The 17,787-nt window shown below is 69.9% G+C and carries 19 protein-coding genes and 1 tRNA gene; 10 read left to right on the forward strand and 10 right to left on the reverse strand.

Translation table 11 applies throughout. The features are described from left to right. Both ACK4JY_RS04125 and ACK4JY_RS04130 read right to left on the reverse strand, forming a co-directional pair. Positions 1-414 (reverse strand): hypothetical protein, encoded by a 414-nt coding sequence (locus ACK4JY_RS04125; RefSeq protein ID WP_409603089.1) that lies wholly within the window; start codon positions 412-414, stop codon positions 1-3. 110 nt (positions 415-524) lie between these two features. Next, positions 525-1,484 (reverse strand): M28 family peptidase, encoded by a 960-nt coding sequence (locus ACK4JY_RS04130; protein WP_409603091.1) that lies wholly within the window; start codon positions 1,482-1,484, stop codon positions 525-527. 150 nt (positions 1,485-1,634) lie between these two features. On the opposite strand from ACK4JY_RS04130, the gene ligA reads away from it, so the two are divergent. Further along, the gene (gene ligA / locus ACK4JY_RS04135) at positions 1,635-3,974 is read left to right on the forward strand and encodes an NAD-dependent DNA ligase LigA (RefSeq protein WP_409603093.1); all 2,340 of its coding nucleotides are present in this window, start codon (positions 1,635-1,637) and stop codon (positions 3,972-3,974) included. On the opposite strand, the gene ACK4JY_RS04140 is transcribed toward ligA, so the two are convergent. The 6 genes from ACK4JY_RS04140 to ACK4JY_RS04165 all read right to left on the reverse strand — a co-directional run bounded on the left by ACK4JY_RS04140 (position 3,971) and on the right by ACK4JY_RS04165 (position 11,554). Continuing rightward, positions 3,971-4,960 (reverse strand): aldo/keto reductase, encoded by a 990-nt coding sequence (locus ACK4JY_RS04140; RefSeq protein ID WP_409603095.1) that lies wholly within the window; start codon positions 4,958-4,960, stop codon positions 3,971-3,973. The genes ligA and ACK4JY_RS04140 overlap by 4 nt on opposite strands. Before the next feature lie 73 nt (positions 4,961-5,033). Continuing rightward, on the reverse strand, positions 5,034-6,845 hold the full coding sequence (locus ACK4JY_RS04145; RefSeq protein ID WP_409603097.1) for an aminopeptidase P family protein: 1,812 nt from the start codon (positions 6,843-6,845) through the stop codon (positions 5,034-5,036). Between the two features lie 749 nt (positions 6,846-7,594). Beyond that, the gene (gene gor, locus ACK4JY_RS04150; protein ID WP_409603099.1) at positions 7,595-8,995 is read right to left on the reverse strand and encodes a glutathione-disulfide reductase; all 1,401 of its coding nucleotides are present in this window, start codon (positions 8,993-8,995) and stop codon (positions 7,595-7,597) included. A gap of 25 nt (positions 8,996-9,020) precedes the next feature. After that, entirely contained in the window at positions 9,021-9,707 is a 687-nt protein-coding gene (rpiA, locus tag ACK4JY_RS04155) for a ribose-5-phosphate isomerase RpiA (protein WP_409603100.1), read from the reverse strand. Further along, the gene (gene glmU, locus ACK4JY_RS04160) at positions 9,704-11,074 is read right to left on the reverse strand and encodes a bifunctional UDP-N-acetylglucosamine diphosphorylase/glucosamine-1-phosphate N-acetyltransferase GlmU (protein WP_409603102.1); all 1,371 of its coding nucleotides are present in this window, start codon (positions 11,072-11,074) and stop codon (positions 9,704-9,706) included. Before glmU ends, rpiA begins: the two co-directional genes overlap by 4 nt. Positions 11,075-11,149: 75 nt before the next feature. Further along, the gene (locus ACK4JY_RS04165) at positions 11,150-11,554 is read right to left on the reverse strand and encodes a winged helix-turn-helix transcriptional regulator (protein WP_409603104.1); all 405 of its coding nucleotides are present in this window, start codon (positions 11,552-11,554) and stop codon (positions 11,150-11,152) included. A 105-nt stretch (positions 11,555-11,659) separates the two neighbouring features. Between ACK4JY_RS04165 and ACK4JY_RS04170 the strand changes: the two genes are divergently transcribed. The 9 genes from ACK4JY_RS04170 (at position 11,660) to ACK4JY_RS04210 (ending at position 16,385) form a co-directional block, all read left to right on the forward strand. Then, positions 11,660-12,394 (forward strand): SDR family oxidoreductase, encoded by a 735-nt coding sequence (locus ACK4JY_RS04170; protein WP_409603105.1) that lies wholly within the window; start codon positions 11,660-11,662, stop codon positions 12,392-12,394. A 92-nt stretch (positions 12,395-12,486) separates the two neighbouring features. Continuing rightward, a complete protein-coding gene (locus tag ACK4JY_RS04175; RefSeq protein WP_409603107.1) occupies positions 12,487-13,776 on the forward strand; it encodes a dicarboxylate/amino acid:cation symporter in 1,290 nt (429 codons plus the stop codon). 64 nt (positions 13,777-13,840) lie between these two features. Beyond that, a tRNA-Val gene (locus tag ACK4JY_RS04180) sits at positions 13,841-13,915 on the forward strand. Positions 13,916-14,319: 404 nt separating this feature from the next. Next, the gene (locus ACK4JY_RS04185) at positions 14,320-14,631 is read left to right on the forward strand and encodes an ArsR/SmtB family transcription factor (RefSeq protein ID WP_409603109.1); all 312 of its coding nucleotides are present in this window, start codon (positions 14,320-14,322) and stop codon (positions 14,629-14,631) included. Continuing rightward, positions 14,628-15,170, forward strand: a complete 543-nt coding sequence (locus ACK4JY_RS04190) for an SRPBCC family protein (protein WP_409603111.1) — start codon at positions 14,628-14,630, stop codon at positions 15,168-15,170. The genes ACK4JY_RS04185 and ACK4JY_RS04190 overlap by 4 nt, the downstream gene beginning before the upstream one ends. Continuing rightward, positions 15,167-15,592, forward strand: a complete 426-nt coding sequence (locus ACK4JY_RS04195; protein ID WP_409603113.1) for a DUF1579 family protein — start codon at positions 15,167-15,169, stop codon at positions 15,590-15,592. Before ACK4JY_RS04190 ends, ACK4JY_RS04195 begins: the two co-directional genes overlap by 4 nt. A 3-nt stretch (positions 15,593-15,595) precedes the next feature. Beyond that, positions 15,596-15,718, forward strand: coding sequence for a VOC family protein (locus tag ACK4JY_RS04200; protein WP_409603115.1), 123 nt, complete (start codon positions 15,596-15,598; stop codon positions 15,716-15,718). Then, positions 15,706-16,020: a VOC family protein gene (locus ACK4JY_RS04205; protein WP_409603117.1), complete on the forward strand. Its 315-nt coding sequence runs from the start codon at positions 15,706-15,708 to the stop codon at positions 16,018-16,020. The genes ACK4JY_RS04200 and ACK4JY_RS04205 overlap by 13 nt, the downstream gene beginning before the upstream one ends. Positions 16,021-16,046: 26 nt before the next feature. Next, a complete protein-coding gene (locus ACK4JY_RS04210) occupies positions 16,047-16,385 on the forward strand; it encodes an iron chaperone (RefSeq protein WP_409603119.1) in 339 nt (112 codons plus the stop codon). 127 nt (positions 16,386-16,512) lie between these two features. Here the strand turns inward: ACK4JY_RS04210 and ACK4JY_RS04215 are convergent, their stop codons facing one another. Next, positions 16,513-16,884, reverse strand: coding sequence for a helix-turn-helix domain-containing protein (locus tag ACK4JY_RS04215; protein WP_409603121.1), 372 nt, complete (start codon positions 16,882-16,884; stop codon positions 16,513-16,515). 88 nt (positions 16,885-16,972) lie between these two features. Then, entirely contained in the window at positions 16,973-17,743 is a 771-nt protein-coding gene (locus ACK4JY_RS04220; RefSeq protein WP_409603123.1) for a prepilin peptidase, read from the reverse strand. Positions 17,744-17,787 lie beyond the last annotated feature (44 nt).

Here is a 17,787-nt window from a genome sequence, read left to right on the forward strand (position 1 = left end):
TCAGTCGCCCATCCACCATGTCAGGCGGACGTCACGCGCTGTCTGTCCGCCGGCGGTGAGCGCGCCGGTCAGGACGACGCCGTCGCCGCCCAGATTGCGGCGCGCGGTGGCCAGGGCGCCCTGATCGAGGCGGCCGTCGAAGACGACCCGGCCGAGCTCCGGCGACCGGCCCTCGAAGCGGACCGTGCTGTCGGCCACTGACCAGGTCGTCGCGAGGATGCGGGAGACGCCGCCCGGCTCGCCGGTCCCACTCGCCGCTCCGGCCCGCGCGAACCGGATCGTCACGGGGCTGGAGGCGCCGTCCTGGGGTCCGGCCGCCCGGCGTTCGAAATCGGCGGGCTGGGCGAGGAAGACGTGATCGAGAGACCAGTCGCCGATCCGCACCGGCGCGACGGGCCGGTAGTAGCCCGACAAGTCGGCGGTCGCGGCGTAGCTGGAGGCGGTGGGAACCGGCGCGGGCGAGGACGCCCGGTCGCAGGCCGCGACGGCCAGCGCGGTCAGGATCGCGGCGCCGGCGAGAGACCTCAGCGGTTCAGCCCCCGGTCGAGGGCGCGGAAGCCGGCGATCGACAGCTCGGTGGCGCTGATGAAGACCGAGGGGGTGATGGTCGCGAAATCATCCGACGGGCGGTGATAGTCGGGGTGGAAGTCGACGCCGAAATACAGGAACGGCACCTGGGCGCGATGGAAGGCGGCGTGGTCGGACGAGTTGACCCAGTTGTTGTCGCCGGCGTCCTGCGGGCTGTCCTTGCCGAAGGCCAGGGCGACCGCGCCATTGGCCGGAATGGTCTCGAGCAGGGGACGGAAGGTCGGGTGCTGGTGGGTGCCGGTGACCCACAGCTTGCCGTCCGTCTCGGCGCGGGCGGTCATGTCGAAATTCAGGTTCAGGGCGATCGAGGCCAGCGGCACGGGCGGGGCCTCGACGAAATGCTTCGCTCCCAGCAGGCCGCGCTCCTCGCCGTCCAGCGCCACGATCAGCACGCTGTGCTCCGGGGCCTGGCGCTTCAGGTCGGCGGCCAGCGCCAGCATGGTGGCGACGCCCGAGGCGTTGTCGTCGGCGCCATTGTAGACCTGCCCGTCGGACACCCCGACGTGGTCATAGTGGGCGGTGACGACGATGTAGCGGTCGGTGACGCGCGTGCCCGGGATGACGCCGAGGACGTTGACGCCGTTGAAGGTCTTCGGACCCTCGCGCGTGCGGCCCTGCATCTCCCACGGCTGCTCCCGGCCCATGGCCGGGGCGGCGACGCCGAGCGCCTCCAGCCGGCCGACGATATAGGCCCGGGCCAGGGCGCCGCCGGGGGCGCCGGTGTCGCGGCCCTGCATCTCGTCGGCGGCGAGGATGCGGACGTCCTCCAGCAGCTGGGCGTGCATGGCGGAGGGCTGCGGCGCGAGCGGCGCCTCGGGCGTCGCGGCGGTCTGGCAGGCGCCGAGCAGCAGGACCGCGGCCAGCGGCGAAAGGGCGGCGAGGCGAAGATGGCGCATGGAGACTCCCTGAGATCGGTCGACGCTAGCAGGCCGGGGCGGCGGCGTCAGATTAACGTCCTGTCATGGGATCGGAAACGACCCCGGCCTCGCGGCGTTCGTCCCGGGTGGTAGAAGGCGGTTGAAGAGTATGGAGCGGATGCGATTCCCATGACCGACACCGCCGTCGATCAGCTGACCGAAGCCGCGGCCCGGGAGGAATTCACCCGGCTGACCGCCGCCCTGGCGCATCACGACGCCCTGTATCACCGCCATGACGCGCCGGAGATTTCGGACGCCGACTATGACGCGCTGAAGCGACGGGCGCTGGAGATCGAGAGCCGTTTTCCCGAACTGACCATGGCCGATTCGCCGTCGCAGGTGGTCGGGGCGGCGGTCTCGGCCCAGTTCAGCGAGGTGCGCCACGGCGTGCCGATGCTGTCGCTGGACAACGCCTTCGACCCCGGCGAGGTGGCGGATTTCGAGGCGCGCATCCGGCGCTTTCTGAAGTTGCCCGCCGACGAACACATCGCCTTCGTCGCCGAGCCCAAGATCGACGGCCTGTCGGCCAGCCTGCGCTATGAGGACGGGGTGCTGGTGCGCGGCGCGACCCGGGGGGATGGCCGGACGGGCGAGGACGTCACCGCCAATCTTCGCACGCTCGACGACATTCCCGAACGCCTGTCCGGCAAGGGCTGGCCGGCGGTGATCGAGGTGCGCGGCGAGGTCTACGCCCCCAATGAGGCCTTCGACGCCTTCAACGCCGCGGCAGAAGCGGCGGGAACGCGGACCTACGCCAATCCGCGCAATTTCGCCGCCGGGTCGCTGCGCCAGAAGGACGCGACGATCACGGCCAAGCGGCCGCTGCGCTTCTTCGCCTACGCCTGGGGCGAGGTCTCGGCGTCGTTCGCGAAGACGCAATGGGAGGCGCTGCAGGCGCTGCGGTCGTGGGGTTTCCCGGTCAATGACCGCTCGCAGCGGGTCGAGGACGCGGACGGGCTGATGGCGCTGTACGACGGGCTGCAGCGCGATCGGGCGACGCTGGGCTATGACATCGACGGGGTGGTCTACAAGGTCGACCGGCTGGACTGGCAGGACCGGCTGGGCTTCGTCGCCCGCACCCCGCGCTGGGCCATCGCCCACAAGTTCCCGGCGCAACAGGCCCAGACGGTGCTGGAGGGGATCGACATCCAGGTCGGGCGGACGGGGTCGCACACCCCGGTGGCGCGGCTGCACCCTGTGACGGTCGGCGGGGTGGTGGTTCGCAACGCCACCCTGCACAACGCCGACGAGATCGCCCGGCTGGACGTGCGCCTCGGCGACACCGTCACCCTGCAGCGCGCCGGCGATGTGATCCCGCAGATCCTCGGCGTGGTCGACCCCGACCGCCCCGGGCGCGGCGATGCGTGGGCGTTTCCGCACCAATGCATCTGCCCGCTGAAGACGGCGCTGGTGAAGGAGACCAACGCCTCGGGCGTGGAGTCCGTGGTGCGGCGCTGCACCGGCGAGCTGGCCTGCCCGTTCCAGCGGATCGAACACCTCAAGCATTTCTGCAGCCGGCGAGCCTTCGACATCGAGGGGCTGGGCGAGAAGCAGCTGGTGGCGTTCCACGAGCGGGGCTGGATCAACCAGCCGGCGGACATCTTCCGGCTGGCGCGGGACGCGGAGAAGCTGGACGCCCTGCGCGCCGAGGACGGCTATGGCGAGACCAGCGTGCGCAATCTGGTGGCGGGGATCGACGCCCGGCGCGTCATCGCCCTGGACCGCTTCATCTACGGCCTCGGGGTGCGCGACATCGGCGAGCAGACCTCGATCGTGCTGGCCCGGGCGTTCGGGAGCTGGTCGGCGTTCGAGGCCGCCTGTCTGGCGGCGGCGGAGGGCATTCCGAGCGAGGACTGGGTGCGGCTGAACGAGGCGCATGCGGTGTCGCCTCGCGTGGTCGCCGTTCTCGCCGGGGCGTCGCCGCCGGCCGCCGATCCGTGGCCCGAGGCGCCGATCGACCAGAAGATCGCCCTCGCCTTCCCCGGCCTCGCCGCCCCGGCGCGGCGCGGGCTGGCGACGCTGGCCGAGGACTGGGCCGGGCTGGTGAGGCTGGCCGAGGTGGCCCGTACCGAGGGACCGTCCGAGGGGCTCGGCCAGATCGCCGGGGTCGCGGGCGTGGGTCCGGTTGCGGCGCGGGCGCTGGCGCTGTTCTTCCGCGAGACCCACAATCGCGCCATGGTCGAGGCGTTGGTCGCCGAACTGGAGCGGATCGAGGACGCCGAGAAGCCGAAGTCCGACACCGCCGTGGCGGGCAAGACGGTGGTCTTCACCGGCGCCCTCGAACGCTTCACCCGCGACGAGGCCAAGGCCCGGGCCGAGAGCCTCGGGGCCAAGGTGTCGGGGTCGGTGTCGAAGAAGACCGACTATCTCGTCGCCGGCCCCGGCGCCGGGTCCAAGATGGTTGAGGCGCTCAAACACGGCGTCCAGGTCCTGACAGAGGACGAGTGGCTGACCCTGATCGGCGGCTAGCGGTTCAGCGCGGAGCGGGCCGCCTCGGCGTAGCGGTGGCCTGAGGCGGCGCCCTTGGGGAAGACCGCGTCGATGCGGGCGAGGTCTTCGGCGGTCAGGGTCAGGTCGACGGCGGCGGCGTTCTCCTCGAGGGTGCGGATGCGGCGCGTGCCCGGGATGGGCACGAGGTGCGACCCTTGCGCCAGCACCCAGGCGAGGGCCAGCTGGGCGGCGGTCACGCCCTTGTCGGCGGCGATGCCTTTGACCGCCTCGACGAGATCGAGGTTCTTCTGGAAATTCTCGCCCATGAAGCGCGGGTTGGCGCGGCGGAAATCGTCCTCGGCGAGGTCGTCGACCGATTTGATCTCGCCCGAGAGGAAGCCGCGGCCGAGCGGGCTGTAGGGCACGAAGCCGATTCCGAGTTCCTCGCAGACGGCGAGCAGTTCGTCCTCGGGGTCGCGGCTCCACAGCGAGTATTCGGTCTGCAGGGCGGTGATCGGGTGGGTGGCGTGGCCGCGGCGCAGGGTCTCGGGCGCGGCCTCCGACAGGCCGAGAAAGCGGACCTTGCCCTCGGTCACCAGTTCGCCCATCGCCCCGACCGTCTCCTCGATCGGCGTGTCGGGGTCGACGCGGTGGAGGTAGTAGAGGTCGACGTGGTCGACGTTGAGGCGCTTCAGGCTGCCCTCGATGGCGCGGCGGACGTTGGCGGGCGAGCCGTCGACGGTCAGGGCCGAGCGGTCGGCGTTGTAGCCGATGCCGAATTTCGTGGCGATGAAGGCCTCTTCACGCCGGCCCGCAAGGGCCTTGCCCACTTGGATCTCGTTGGTGTGCGGGCCGTACATCTCGGCGGTGTCGAACAGGGTGACGCCGAGGTCGAGGGCGCGGTGAATCACCGCCGTCGCCTGCCCCTCGTCGGACGGCTGGCCGTAGAAGGCCGCCATACCCATGCAGCCGAGACCGATGGCGGACACTTCGGGGCCGGCCTTGCCGAGACGACGGGTTTTCATGGGAGGGCTCCTTCGAGGGGGACGCCTGAGGTCGGGGCGAGGCCCCGGTTTCGCAAGGCCCGGCTGCGCAAGGTCAGAGCGGCGCGCAGGCCGCTTGCAGCCATGCCTTCGCCTCCCCGTCCAGCAGGGGCCCGACCTTGGCGAGCGTCTCGGCGTGATAGGCGTCGACATAGGCGCGCTCGTCCGGGGTCAGCAGGGCGACGTCGATCAGCTTGCGGTCCAGCGGGGCGAAGGTCAGCTGTTCGAAACCGTGCATCGGCCGCTCGCCGCCGGGAATGGCGGTCGGCTCCGTCACCACCTGCAGGGTCTCGATGCGGATGCCCCAGTGGCCCTCGCGGTAGTAGCCGGGCTCGTTGGACAGGATCATGCCGGTCAGTAGCGGCTGGCTGTTGGGGGCCTTGGCGATGCGTTGCGGCCCCTCGTGGACGCCGAGATAGGAGCCGACGCCGTGGCCGGTGCCGTGGTCATAGTCGAGGCCGGCCATCCACATGGGCAGGCGCGCCAGGGCGTCGAGCTGGTGGCCGGTCACGCCCTCCGGGAAGCGGACCACGGCCATGGCGATGTGGCCCTTGAGCACGAGGGTGAACATGCGGCGCTGGTCGGCCGTCGGTTCGCCGACCGCCATGGTGCGGGTCACGTCGGTGGTGCCGTCCAGATACTGGCCGCCGCCGTCGACCAGCAGCAGGGAGCCGTTCTCGATGCGGCGGATCTTGTCGCCGACCGGCTTGTAGTGCGGCAGGGCGCCGTTGGGGCCGGCCCCGGCGATGGTGTCGAACGACAGGTCCTGCAGGGCGCCGGTGGCCTCGCGGAAGGACTCCAGTTTTTCGGCGATCTCGCGCTCGGTCGGCAGGGTCTGCTGCGCCGTCGTATCGACCCAGTGGAGGAAGCGGCTCAGGGCCGCGCCGTCGCGAATGTGGGCCTGACGGCTGCCCTCGATCTCGACCGGATTCTTGCAGGCGCGCGGCAGGGTGCAGGGATCCATGCCGCGCACGACCGTGGCGCCGGCGGCCTCCAGCCGGTCGAAATACCAGGCTGAAGACTGGCCCGGATCGATCAGCACGCCCTGCCCCGACAGATCGTCGAGGGCGGCTGGCAGGGCCTCGGGCGCTTCAAGCGTCACGGCGTCGCCGAGCCATGCGGGGAGTTGGTTGGTCACCTTGCGCGGATCGAGGAAAAGGCTCGCCGTGCCGTCGGCGCGGACAATGGCCTGGGACAGCGGCAGGGGGGTGCGGATGACGTCGCCGCCGCGGATGTTGAACAGCCAGGCGATCGATGCCGGCGCGGTCAGGACCGCGGCCTCGGCGCCGGCGACAGCGATGGCCCGGCCGATGCGGGCGCGTTTGGCGGCGCTGGTCTCGCCGGCGTAACGGTCGTCATGCGGGACCACGGGAGCGGTCGGTTGGGGCGGACGTTCGTCGCCCCAGGCGAGGTCGACCGGATTGGCCTCGACCGGCTTGAGGACGGCGCCGGCCTTCCGGGCCGCGCGCTGCAGGGCGGCCAGGGCGTCGGGGCTGTGCAGGCGCGGGTCGTAGCCGATGGTCGAGCCCTTCGGCGCCGTCTCCAGCCAGGCGGCGAGGCCGTTGTTCTCGAGCGACAGGATGTCGAACAGCGCCGCATCGACCTGGGCCCGGACCTGGACGGTGTAGCGGCCGTCGGCGAAGACCGCGGCGCGGTCGGTCAGCACGGCGCCGGCCCCGGCCGAGCCGGTGAAGCCGGTCAGCCAGGCGAGGCGGTCGTTGGCCTCGGGCAGGTATTCATTCTGGTGCTCGTCCTCGTGCGGGACCAGCAGGCCGTCGAGGCCCTGCTCGGCCATCTTCGCGCGGACGCGGGGCAGGTGTTTGGACCCGAAGCACGGATGGGTGGTTTCGTCGAAAGACTGGCGCATGGGGGGTAGATAGAGGTTGCGGGGGCGATTGGGGAGGTCTGGCGTTCTCCCTCCCCGTTCGGGGAGGCAGAAGCGGGCATGCGTCTGCGCCGCTTCGGGAAAAGCGGTTGGGGAGGTCGGCGGAGCGCGGGCGTTCGGCCCGGAACCGATGTGGCCCCCTGCTTTCGCGTTACGGGAGCCTGATTGAGTTTTCGGCTGAACGTCCGCGCTCCGCCGCGACCGGTTCACGCAAGCCGACGGGGGCGGGTTTCGAGGCGGCCCGCGGGGCTTGTGGTTTGTCCCACCCCGACCTTTTCGCCGCATTCAACCCTGTCCATCTCAGCCCACGACGGGCGAAGGGCTTCCAGGCCCTCCGGACCCCGGGGTTTCGCACCCCCCGGGCAGTCCCGCTCGATCGCACCCCGCCGCACGTGGTTGGCCCTGGCGCCAGACGCCCTCCCCCCGCGACGGGACGAAGGGCATTGTAAGGGAGGCCGGCCCTAGGACAGACAAAACGGTTTGAGAAAAGGCTAGTGCGTTGAATCAACCAAGGAATATTTTGATAACCCGACTATAGATTCGCGGATTGTAAGCACAGCGTCATGAGCTTCCTTCTCCCCTCCGGGGGAGAAGGTGGGCCGCGAAGCGGCTCGGATGAGGGGGATGGTTGGGGCAGGTCGTCTGTCAGCCGGTCCAGAGCCGGCCTCCCCCTCATCCGGCCCTCCGGGCCACCTTCTCCCCCGGAGGGGAGAAGGGATTTGTGCCACCCCCTACCCCGCCGACATATTCCCCGGCGACTGTTTCTCCTTCAGCGTCACCAGCTCCTCGGCCATGGTCGGATGGACGGCGCAGGTGGCGTCCCACTGGGCCTTGGTCAGGCCGGCCTTCACGGCGATGGCGGCGAGCTGGATCATCTCCGGCGCCTCGGGTCCGACGATGTGGACGCCGACGACCTTCTGGCTCTCGGCGTCGACCACCAGCTTCATCAGCACCCGCTCGTCCGAGCCGGTGAAGGCGTATTTCATCGGCCGGAACCGCGTCAGATAGACGTCGACCTCGCCCGGGCAGGCGTGGCGCGCCTCGCTCTCGGACAGGCCGACGACCCCGACCGGCGGCTGGCTGAAGACGGCCGTGGCGACGGCCTCATAGTCGAAATGCTGCGGGTTATCGCGGTAGACGGTCTGGTGGAAGGCGACGGCCTCGCGGATCGCCACCGGCGTCAGGTTCATCCGGTCGGTGACGTCGCCGATGGCCCAGATATTGTCGGCCGTGGTCTTCGACAGCGTATCGACCTTGATCGCCCCCTTGTCGGTCAGCTCGACGCCGGCGGTCTCCAGCCCGAGGCCGACGACGTGCGGCACGCGGCCGGTGGCGAACATGACCACATCGGTCTCGAGGCTCATGCCGTTGTCGAGGTGGTTGACGACGCCCGTCGCCGTCTTCTCCAGCGAGGTGTGCTGCGAGCCGAGGATGACCTTGATGCCGCGCTTCTCGATCTCGCCGGCGAGATGGGCGCGGACGTCGTCGTCGAAGCCGCGCAGGATGTTGGGGCCGCGGTAGATCAGGGTGGTCTCGACGCCGAGGCCGGCGAAGATGCCGGCGAACTCGACGGCGATATAGCCGCCGCCGGCGATCAGGATGCGCTTCGGCAGTTGCGGCAGGTGGAAGGCCTCTTCCGAGGTGATGGCGTGTTCGACGCCCGGCAGGTTCTCGGGCTTCCACGGGCGGCCGCCGGTGGCGATGAGGATGTTTTCGGCGGTGATGACGAGGGGTCCGCCGCCCTCGCCCTTGCCGGCGATCTCCACGGTGTGGGCGTCGCGGAGCACGGCGCGGCCGTGGACCAGGTCGACGCCGGCCTTGCCGAGGTTGGCGGCGTAGATGCCGGACAGGCGGGCGATCTCGACGTCCTTGGCCTCGAGGAAGGTCGGCCAGTCGAATTTCGCGTTGTCGAACGACCAGCCATAGCCTTGGGCGATCTCAAGGGCGTGGCTGACCTCGGAGGCCATGACCATGAATTTCTTGGGCACGCAGCCGCGCACGACGCAGGTGCCGCCGACCCGATACTCCTCGGCGATGGCGACGCGCTTGCCGCCGAGGGCGGTCAGCCGGGCGGCGCGAACGCCGCCGGAGCCGGCGCCGATGACGAAGAGGTCGTAGTCGTAGTCGGGCATAGTCTGCTTTCGGAAACCGCGGAGGTTACGGAGTTAGGACGTCCACCCCGGAATCCAAGCCGATGATCGCCTCGTCGGCGAGATCGAGGAACAGGCCGTGTTCGACCACGCCGGTGATCAGCTTGAGGTCGTCGGCGAGGCGGACGGGGTCGTGGATGGCGCCGCAGCGGGCGTCGTAGATCAGATTGCCGCCGTCGGTGCGGACGAGGCCGCGCTCGGCCATGCGGACGCGGGCCGGCATGGCGATGTCGTGGTCGGTCAGGACGTCGGCGATGCGGTTGGCGGTGGTCTTGTGGCCGAAGGCGACGACCTCGATCGGCAGGGCGAAGGCGCCGAGGGTCTTCACCACCTTGGCGGCGTCGGCGATGACGAGGCAGCGGGTCGAGGCCTCCCACACCAGCTTCTCGCGCAGCAGGGCCGCGCCGCCGCCCTTGATCAGGGCCAGGCCGGGCCCGACCTCGTCGGCGCCGTCGACGGTCAGGTCGATGCGGGGGGTGTCCTCGAGGGTGGACAGCGGCAGGCCCAGCTCGCGGGCCAGTTCGGCGGTGGCCTCGGAGGTCGGGACGCAGCGCAGGCCGGGCAGGTCGCGGGCGGCCAGGGCGCGGACGAACCAGGCGGCGGTCGAGCCGGTGCCGAGGCCGACGACCATGCCGGCCTCGACGCGCAGGGCGGCGGCTTCGCCGGCGAGTTTTTTCTGGGTGTCCGCGCTCATTTCGCCTTCGCCGCCTTCTTCGCCCGCATCGCGTCCATGAACCGCGTCGCCCAGCCGGGTTTGATCGTCTGTTCGCCCCGCCCCAGGGCCAGGTCGCCGGCCGCGACGTCCCTGGTGATCACCGAGCCCGAGCCGACCATGGCCCCGGCGCCGATGGTCACCGGGGCGACCAGGGCGCTGTTCGAGCCGATGAAGGCGCCCTCGCCCACCGTCGTCCGATGTTTGAAGAAGCCGTCGTAATTGCAGAAGATCGTCCCGGCGCCGATGTTGACCCGGGCGCCCACGTCGCCGTCGCCGAGATAGGTCAGGTGGTTGGCCTTGGCGCCCTTGCCCATGGTCACGTTCTTGGCCTCGACGAAGTTGCCGATCTTGGCCCCCTCGCCCAGCTCCGTACCGGGGCGCAGGCGGGCGTAGGGGCCGACCTCGGCGCCGGCGGCGACGGTCGCGCCCTCCACGTGGCTGAAGGCGCGGATGCGGGCGCCGGAGGCGATCTTCGCGCCGGGGCCGAAGACGACATAGGGCTCGATCAGGGTTCCGCCGCCGACCTCGGTGTCGAAGGCGAAATGGACGGTGTCGGGGGCCGGCATGGTGACCCCGGCGGCGAGGAAGGTCGCGCGACGGGCGGTCTGGAACAGGGCCTCGGCGACGGCCAGTTCGGCCTGGGAATTGACCCCCATGACGGCGTCCTCGGCGGCGATGACGGCGCGGGTCGGGGCGCCGTGTTTGCGCGCCAGTTCGACCACGTCGGTCAGATAGTATTCGCCCTTGGCGTTGTCGTTGCGGACCTCTCGCAGCAGGTCGAACAGCAGGCCGACGGGGGCGGCCATGACGCCGGAATTACAGGTGGTTATCGCCAGCACCTCGGGCGAGGCCTCCTTGGCCTCGGTGATGGCGGCGAGCTGGTCGCCGTCCATGACGAGGCGGCCGTAGGCGCCGGGGTCGGCGGCCTCGAAACCGATGACGGTGACGCCGTCCTGGGCGGCGAAGACCGGCTCGATGTCGGCGGCGGTCAGCAGGGGCACGTCGCCATAGGTGATGACTACCTGGCCGACGAAGTCGCCGAGCACGGCCTCGGCGGCGCGGACGGCGTGGCCGGTGCCGAGCGGCGGGTCCTGGACGGCGATGGCGTCCTCGCCGAGACGGCCGACCACATGGTCGCGGACCTCGGGCGAATGGGCCCCGACGACGACGACGATGCGTTCGCAGCCGAGCGCCTCGGCGGCGTCGATGGCGTGGTCCAGCATGGCCCGGCCGCCGACCGGATGCAGCACCTTGGGCAGGGGGGATTTCATCCGCGTGCCCTGGCCGGCGGCGAGGATGATGGCGGCCCTTCGTTGCGCAGACTGGGGGTGCTGTGTGTGGGTCATGAATCGGTCCGGACGGTCAGGCGTTGGGGCGGTCTAGCCCATCGGCGCGGCGGACGGGAGGCGCCGGATCGCGGCTCAGCCGGACCGGCGGGCGTCGAACGCCTGACGGGCCGTCTCGATGCGGTCGAGATGGGCCTCGGCCCAGGTCCAGACGCCGCAGAAGGCCGCGGACAGGCTGTGGCCCATGTCGGTGAGGCGGTATTCGACCTTCGGCGGGATGACCGGGTGGATGGTGCGGATGACCAGGCCGTCGCGCTCCATCTGGCGCAGGGTCTGGGTCAGCATCTTCTGGCTGATGCCGCCGGCCAGTTCACCGATGCGGGTGAAGCGAAGCTCGCCGTGCTCTTCCAGCACCTCGAGCACGATCATGGTCCATTTGTCGGCGACGCGGCCGATGACCTCGTTGACCAGGGCCTCGACGCGGGGGTCGAGGGGCGGCTCACCCGAAGAAATCTCATCCTGAAGGGCAGTGTCAGCCATAACTCTCTCCCGGGTAACTACAGCACGTTTCGGTGCCTACTTTCTGATCGTAAGTGTCAGGTATAGATCGTCGCCCATCGGAAATCCACCCGATGGAGGACAGACATGGACACCCGTAAAGACACGATCCTGATCACCGGCGGCGGCAGCGGCATCGGCCGGGCCTTCGCCGAGGCCCTGCATGCCCGCGGGGCGAAGGTGATCATCGCCGGACGGCGGCCCGAGGCGCTGGAGGCGGTGGCGGCGGCCAACCCCGGCATGGCCTTCGAGACGCTGGATGTGGCCGACGCGGCCGACATCCGGAGCTTCGCGGCGCGGATCGTCGCGGCGCATCCGGCGCTGAACGGGGTCATCAACAACGCCGGGATCATGGTGGTCGAGGACGGGATCGATCTGGCCATCGCCGAACAGACCGTGGCGATCAACCTGCTGGGGCCGATCCGGCTGACGGCGGCCCTGCTCCCGCATCTGAAAACCAAGGCGGCGGCGACGGTGGTCAATGTCACCTCGGGCCTGGCCTTTGTGCCGCTGGCGGCGACGCCGACCTATTCGGCGACCAAGGCGGCGCTGCGGTCATGGAGCCAGTCGCTGCGTCATCAGTTGGCGGAGACCCCGGTCGAGGTCATCGAATGGGCCCCGCCGGCGGTGGCGACGAACCTGATGCCGGGCCATGCGGACAACCCCGACTCCATGCCGTTGGCCGACTTCATCGCCGAGAGCCTGGGCCTGTTCGAGGCCGGCGCCGACGAGGTGCTGGTCGAACGGGTGAAATTCCTCAGCGGAGCCGAGGCGCGGGGCGAGTACGACAGCGTTTTCGCGGCGCTGAACGGGCCGCGCTGACAGGGACCGGACCCGAAACGCAGCCGGGTCGGTTGCGGTTCGGGTCCGGAGCCAACATGTGAGCGGGCCGCCCTCCCCGTCCCGGCCCCGCCATGATCCGTCGCTTCTTCGCCATTCCCCTCTGGCAGCGCACCGCCGCCGGCTTCGTGCTGGGCATCATCGCGGGCCTGATCCTGCGCGAACAGGCGGTCGTCTGGCTGCAGCCGATCGGGGACGTCTATCTGAACCTGATCCGCATGGTGGTGGCGCCGCTGGTGCTGTTCACCATCGCATCATCGATCGCCAGGCTGGGGGAAGGCGTCGGGGCGGTGCGGCTGGGTCTGCGGACGCTGGTCTGGTTCGCCATCACCTCCCTGCTGGCGGTGCTCGTCGGCTTCGCCTTCGGCCATCTCGTCAATCCGGGCCTGGGCCTCGAAAACCTGCCGCTGGGCGAGGTGCGCGCGCGCGAGATCCCGACGCCGCTGGACGTGCTGATCGGCATCGTCCCGACCAATCCCTTCGCCGCCCTCAGCGAAGGCAAGGTGCTGCAGATCATTTTCTTCTCGGCCCTGGTCGGCGGGGCGCTGGTGGCGCTGGGCGACCGGGCCCAGGGCGTGCGGCGGCTGGTCGACGAAGGCGCGGCCGTGGTCTTCCGCATCACCCGCTGGGTGATCCAATTGACCCCGTTCGGGGTGTTCGGCCTGATCGGCTCGGTGGTCGGCGGCTACGGCTGGGAGGCGCTGCTGCCGCTGGGCAAATTCATCTTCGCCATCTACGCCGCCTGCCTGTTCCACATTCTGGTGGTCTATTCCGGCCTGTTGAAGCTGCACGGGCTGAAGGCGACCAGCTTCTTCCGCGGCGCCTTCGCGGCGCAGCAGACGGCCTTCGCCACCTCGTCGTCGCTGGGCACCCTGCCGATCACCCTGCGCCAGACGGTCGAGCGGCTGGGCGTGCCCCAGGCCTATGCGGCCTTCGCCGTGCCGCTGGGGGCGAACGTCAAGATGGACGGGTGCGGGGCCATCTACCCCGCCATCGCGGCGATCTTCATCGCCCAGTATTTCAGCATCGACCTGACCCTGACCCAGTATGTCCTCATCGGGCTGACGGCGGTGCTGGGCTCGCTGGGCACGGCGGGCGTGCCCGGGACCTCGATCGTCATGCTGACCCTGACCCTGTCGACCGCCGGCCTGCCGCTGGAAGGCATCGGCTACATCGTCGCCATCGACCGGATCATCGACATGATGCGCACCGCCACCAACGTCACCGGCCAGATGCTGGTCCCGGTGCTGGTGGCGAGGGAGGAAGGCGTCCTCGACCAGGACGTCTACGACGGTCACGTCGCCTGGCTGCCCGGCGACCCGGACGCGGAGACCCCGGACGCGGTGCGGGCGGCGGGCATCTGACGTCTTGCCAGTCCGGGGCGAGCGGGCTATGTCCGCGCCTCCCCGTCACGGGGGCCGATTTGATGGATGCGTAGCTCAGCGGGAGAGCACCTCGTTCACACCGAGGGGGTCACAGGTTCAATCCCTGTCGCATCCACCATTTCCTTCAGGGCTCTGGCGAACCGTCCGGGGTCAGCTCCCCTGATATACCCGGAAACGCCTTCGAGGTCCTGGCCGCCGCTGCAGGAATAGCGAGGCCGGCAGGTCGCCGTCGGGCCTGGACGCGCGCGACCGCTCAGCGCCAGCCGCGGAAATCAGCTCCTGAGCTTCCGCACCATTGCGGAGGTCTAGCGGTAGCTTGGCGAAAGGCGTGTGCGCCCTTCACAAACGAGGCGATCAGGGGCGCCTGCTTCGCGCTGCCGACCGGCATCCCTTCCCCACAGGACGACGGGCATTCGCCTGGCGCTCTCGGCTCGCTGCTGCCCGGACCCCGGGGGAGATGTGACCTGCGGTGTCGCAGTCAGTTATATTGCGTTCTGGCTATATAGCTGATAGTGCATATTTGTGCACACGGTCCTCCAAGCGCTCGCTGAACCCCATCGCCTGGCCATCGTGGCCCTGCTGCAGAACGGCGAACGCCCGGCGGGCGATCTGGTGGACGCCCTGCCGATCAGTCAGCCGGCGGTGTCCAAACACCTCGGGGTCCTGCGGGCGGCCGGTCTTGTCACGGTACGCAAGGATGCCCAGCGCCGCCTCTACAGCCTGAACCCCAAACCGCTGGCGGAGCTGGACGCCTGGCTTGAGCCCTATCGCCGGGTCTGGACGGACCGGCTGGACGCCCTCGAACGCCATCTGGACAAGGAGTTTCCGCAATGACCGGGACGATGGACCGGATCACCGACGCCGGCGCCTGGCGCCGTATCGACGGCGGCTGGGAGCTGCGCTTCGAACGCCGCCTGCGCCACTCGCCCGAGCGTGTGTGGAACGCCCTGACCACGCCCGAAGGCCTCGCCTGCTGGCTGGCCGAGGCGGTGATCGAGCCCGTGGCTGGCGGCCGCATGGACCTGAACTTCCGCCAACCCGCCACCGACGACTTCCCCGACACCCCCGAGTGCAGGAGTCAGTCCAACGAGGTGCTGGTCCACCGCCCCTTCACCCGCTTCGAGCACACCTTCGGCCATCCGGAATCGATCGTCAGCTGGCGCCTGGAGCCCGATGGTGACGGCACTCACCTCACCCTGATCCATCGCGTGCCCCAGGCCTGGGAGTGCGATCTGTCGCGCACCCTGTCGGGATGGCACCATCATATGGAGGGGCTCGACGACGCGGCGCGCGGCACGCGCCATCCCTGGAGTTGGCCGCGCTGGACGGCGCTGCGCGTCGCCTATGCGGAACAGATGGAGACAAGCGCATGACCGATTGGCTGGATCAGATGGTCGGGGAATGGACGTATGAGGGGCGCTCGGTCCCGGAAGACGCCGACCAGGTTCGAATGGGCGTCGAACGCATCACCCGGCAGGACGCATGGATCACCATCGACGGCGACGGTTACCGGTTCCAGCTCGCGATGGATCCCGCCACCGGACGGGTGACGGGCGACTTCGTCCACTGGGAACACCCACTGTTGTGGACCTACGACGGCGCGGTCGAGGCGGACGGCCGCCTGCATCTGCGCAGCCGTGGGCCCGACATGCAGGGCGAGGGATCCGAGGCGGAGTACGACGACGTTTTCGAGATTCTTTCACCGAACGAGCGGCGCTCCGTCGGACGGATCAGGGCGGCCGACGGGACATGGCAGGACTTCAGCCGCACCACCTACCGCCGCAAAGGCGCCTAGCCCATGATCCGGATCAAACTGACCAGCATCGCGGTGGACGATCAGGACAAGGCCGAACGGTTCTATGTCGAGAAGTTGGGATTTCAGGTCAAACAGAACATCCCGATGGGCCCGTGCGCTATCTGACCGTGGTGTCACCCGCCGATCCCGACGGAGTGGAGCTCTCGATCGAGCCCGGCGGTCAGAATCCGGACTTCGCCCGGTTTCAGGCCTGGATGGTCGAACAGGGCATCCCCTGGACGGCCTTCGCCGTCGACGACATCGATGCCGATCACGCCCGGCTGACGGCGCTCGGCGTCGCCTTCCGGGGCCCGCCGCACGACATGGGTCCGGTTCGCGCCGCCACGCTCGACGACACCTGCGGAAACCTGATCATGCTCTATTCCGAACGGGACACTGCAGATCGACCGGTCCCGGCGCCGGCATGACAAGGATTTCAGACCCTGAAGCCTATGTGGCGGCCGCGCCCGAGCCATTGCGCGCCTTGCTGACCCGGCTCCGCGTCCAGCTGTCGCAGGCCCTGCCGGACGCCGAGGAAGTCATGATGTACGGCATGCCCGGCTTTCGGATCGATGGAGCGCTCGTCGCCGGCTATGCGGCGTTCAGCAAGCAGTGCGGCCTGTATATCGACCCCGGCGCGATCGCCGACAATGCCGAAGCGATTTCTGCCTTGAATCTCAAGGCGACCAAGACCGGCGTCACCTTCTCGGCCGCCAGGCCCATTACGGACGCGCTGGTCAAAACGCTGGCCGTTGCATCGCGCCACAAGAAGGGCGTCCAGGGTCTGGACTGACAAGCTGTGAGGCAGACGTGAGGGCCGCTTGCCGGGCGTCGCATCCACCATTCCGGGTCGCGATCCGCGGGCCCCCTTCTTTCCCCCCTTACCGCCGCACCGCACGGCAGCCAGGGCCAGCACGCCGTCAGGGCCGGCCCAGCTCGCGGGCGACGGCGACGAGGACGGCGCGCTTGGACGCGGGCAGACGACCGGCGAGGCGGGCGATCTGCAGCACGGCCCGGCTCTCGGGTTCCTCGTGCGCATCGGCGTCGAAGGCGTCGCCGATCAGGGTCTTCAGCGGCGTGTCGAGGGCCTGGGCGATCTGCACCAGCCGGCCGAACGGCACCGCCATCTCGCCGCTTTCATAGCGCTGGATCAGCTGATGGCCGCCGCCGACGATCGCGGCCAGCTCGGCGAGGGTCAGGCCTTTGGCGGAGCGGGACAGGGCGAGGCGCTGGCCGAGCAGACGGTTGTTGCGGGCCTCGGCCGCGCCGTCGGATTTTCGCCTGGTGGTCATGGTCGGCCGCGTCCCTTCCCCGGCCCTAGCTCACCGGCAACGCAGTTTTGTGTCGCTTCGCCGAAGCTTTGCCGACGGGGCGGTGAGGCTAGCGGGTCAGGCCGAGGGGGCCGAGGAGCCAGGTCAGGGCGATGCCGATGCCGAGGAAGACGCCGAACGGCAGGCGATCCGAGCCGGAAACGGCGCGCCCGGTCAGGCGACGGGCGGCGACGAGGCTGAGACCGGCGGCCGACGCCCAGAGCAGGACGCTGGGCAGGCCGATCCATCCGACCCAGGCCCCGCCGGCGGCGAGCAGGAAGGGATCGCCACCCCCGAGACCCTCGCGCGCCCGCACGAGCCGGTAGAGCCACGCCAGCGACCACAGGCCGGCGAAGCCGACCGCCGCGCCGACGAGCGAATCGATCAGCGTCGTCTGTCCGAGCAGGCCCGCCGCCGCCACGCCCGTCGCCAGAAGCGGCAGGGTCAGGACGTCGGGCAGCCAGAAATGCTCGCCGTCGACGACGGCGAGGAGCAGCAGTTGCCAGCCCAGCAGGGCGGTCAGCGCCGCGGCCGGGACGGTCGGCTGGGTCAGGGCGGCGACGACGCCGATCGCTGCGCAGGCCGCCTCCATCAGCGGATAGCGGACCGGGATGACGGCCCCGCACAGGGCGCAGCGGCCCCGCGACAGCAGGTAGCTGGCCAGGGGAATCAGCCGCCACGGCGCGATCGGCCGCCCGCACCCGCCGCAACGGGAGCGGCCCGCCACGATCCGTTCGCCGGCCGGCAGGCGCAGGCTGACAAGACCGAGAAAGCTGCCGGCCAGCAGTCCGGCGCCGGCGAGCAGGACGGCCAGTATGACAGTCGCGGAATCGATGGTCATTGCCTGTCTGAAGCGGTCCCCGCCAACGCTGGCCAGGACGCGAT

The organism is Brevundimonas sp., from assembly GCF_046295595.1.
Lineage (GTDB): Bacteria > Pseudomonadota > Alphaproteobacteria > Caulobacterales > Caulobacteraceae > Brevundimonas.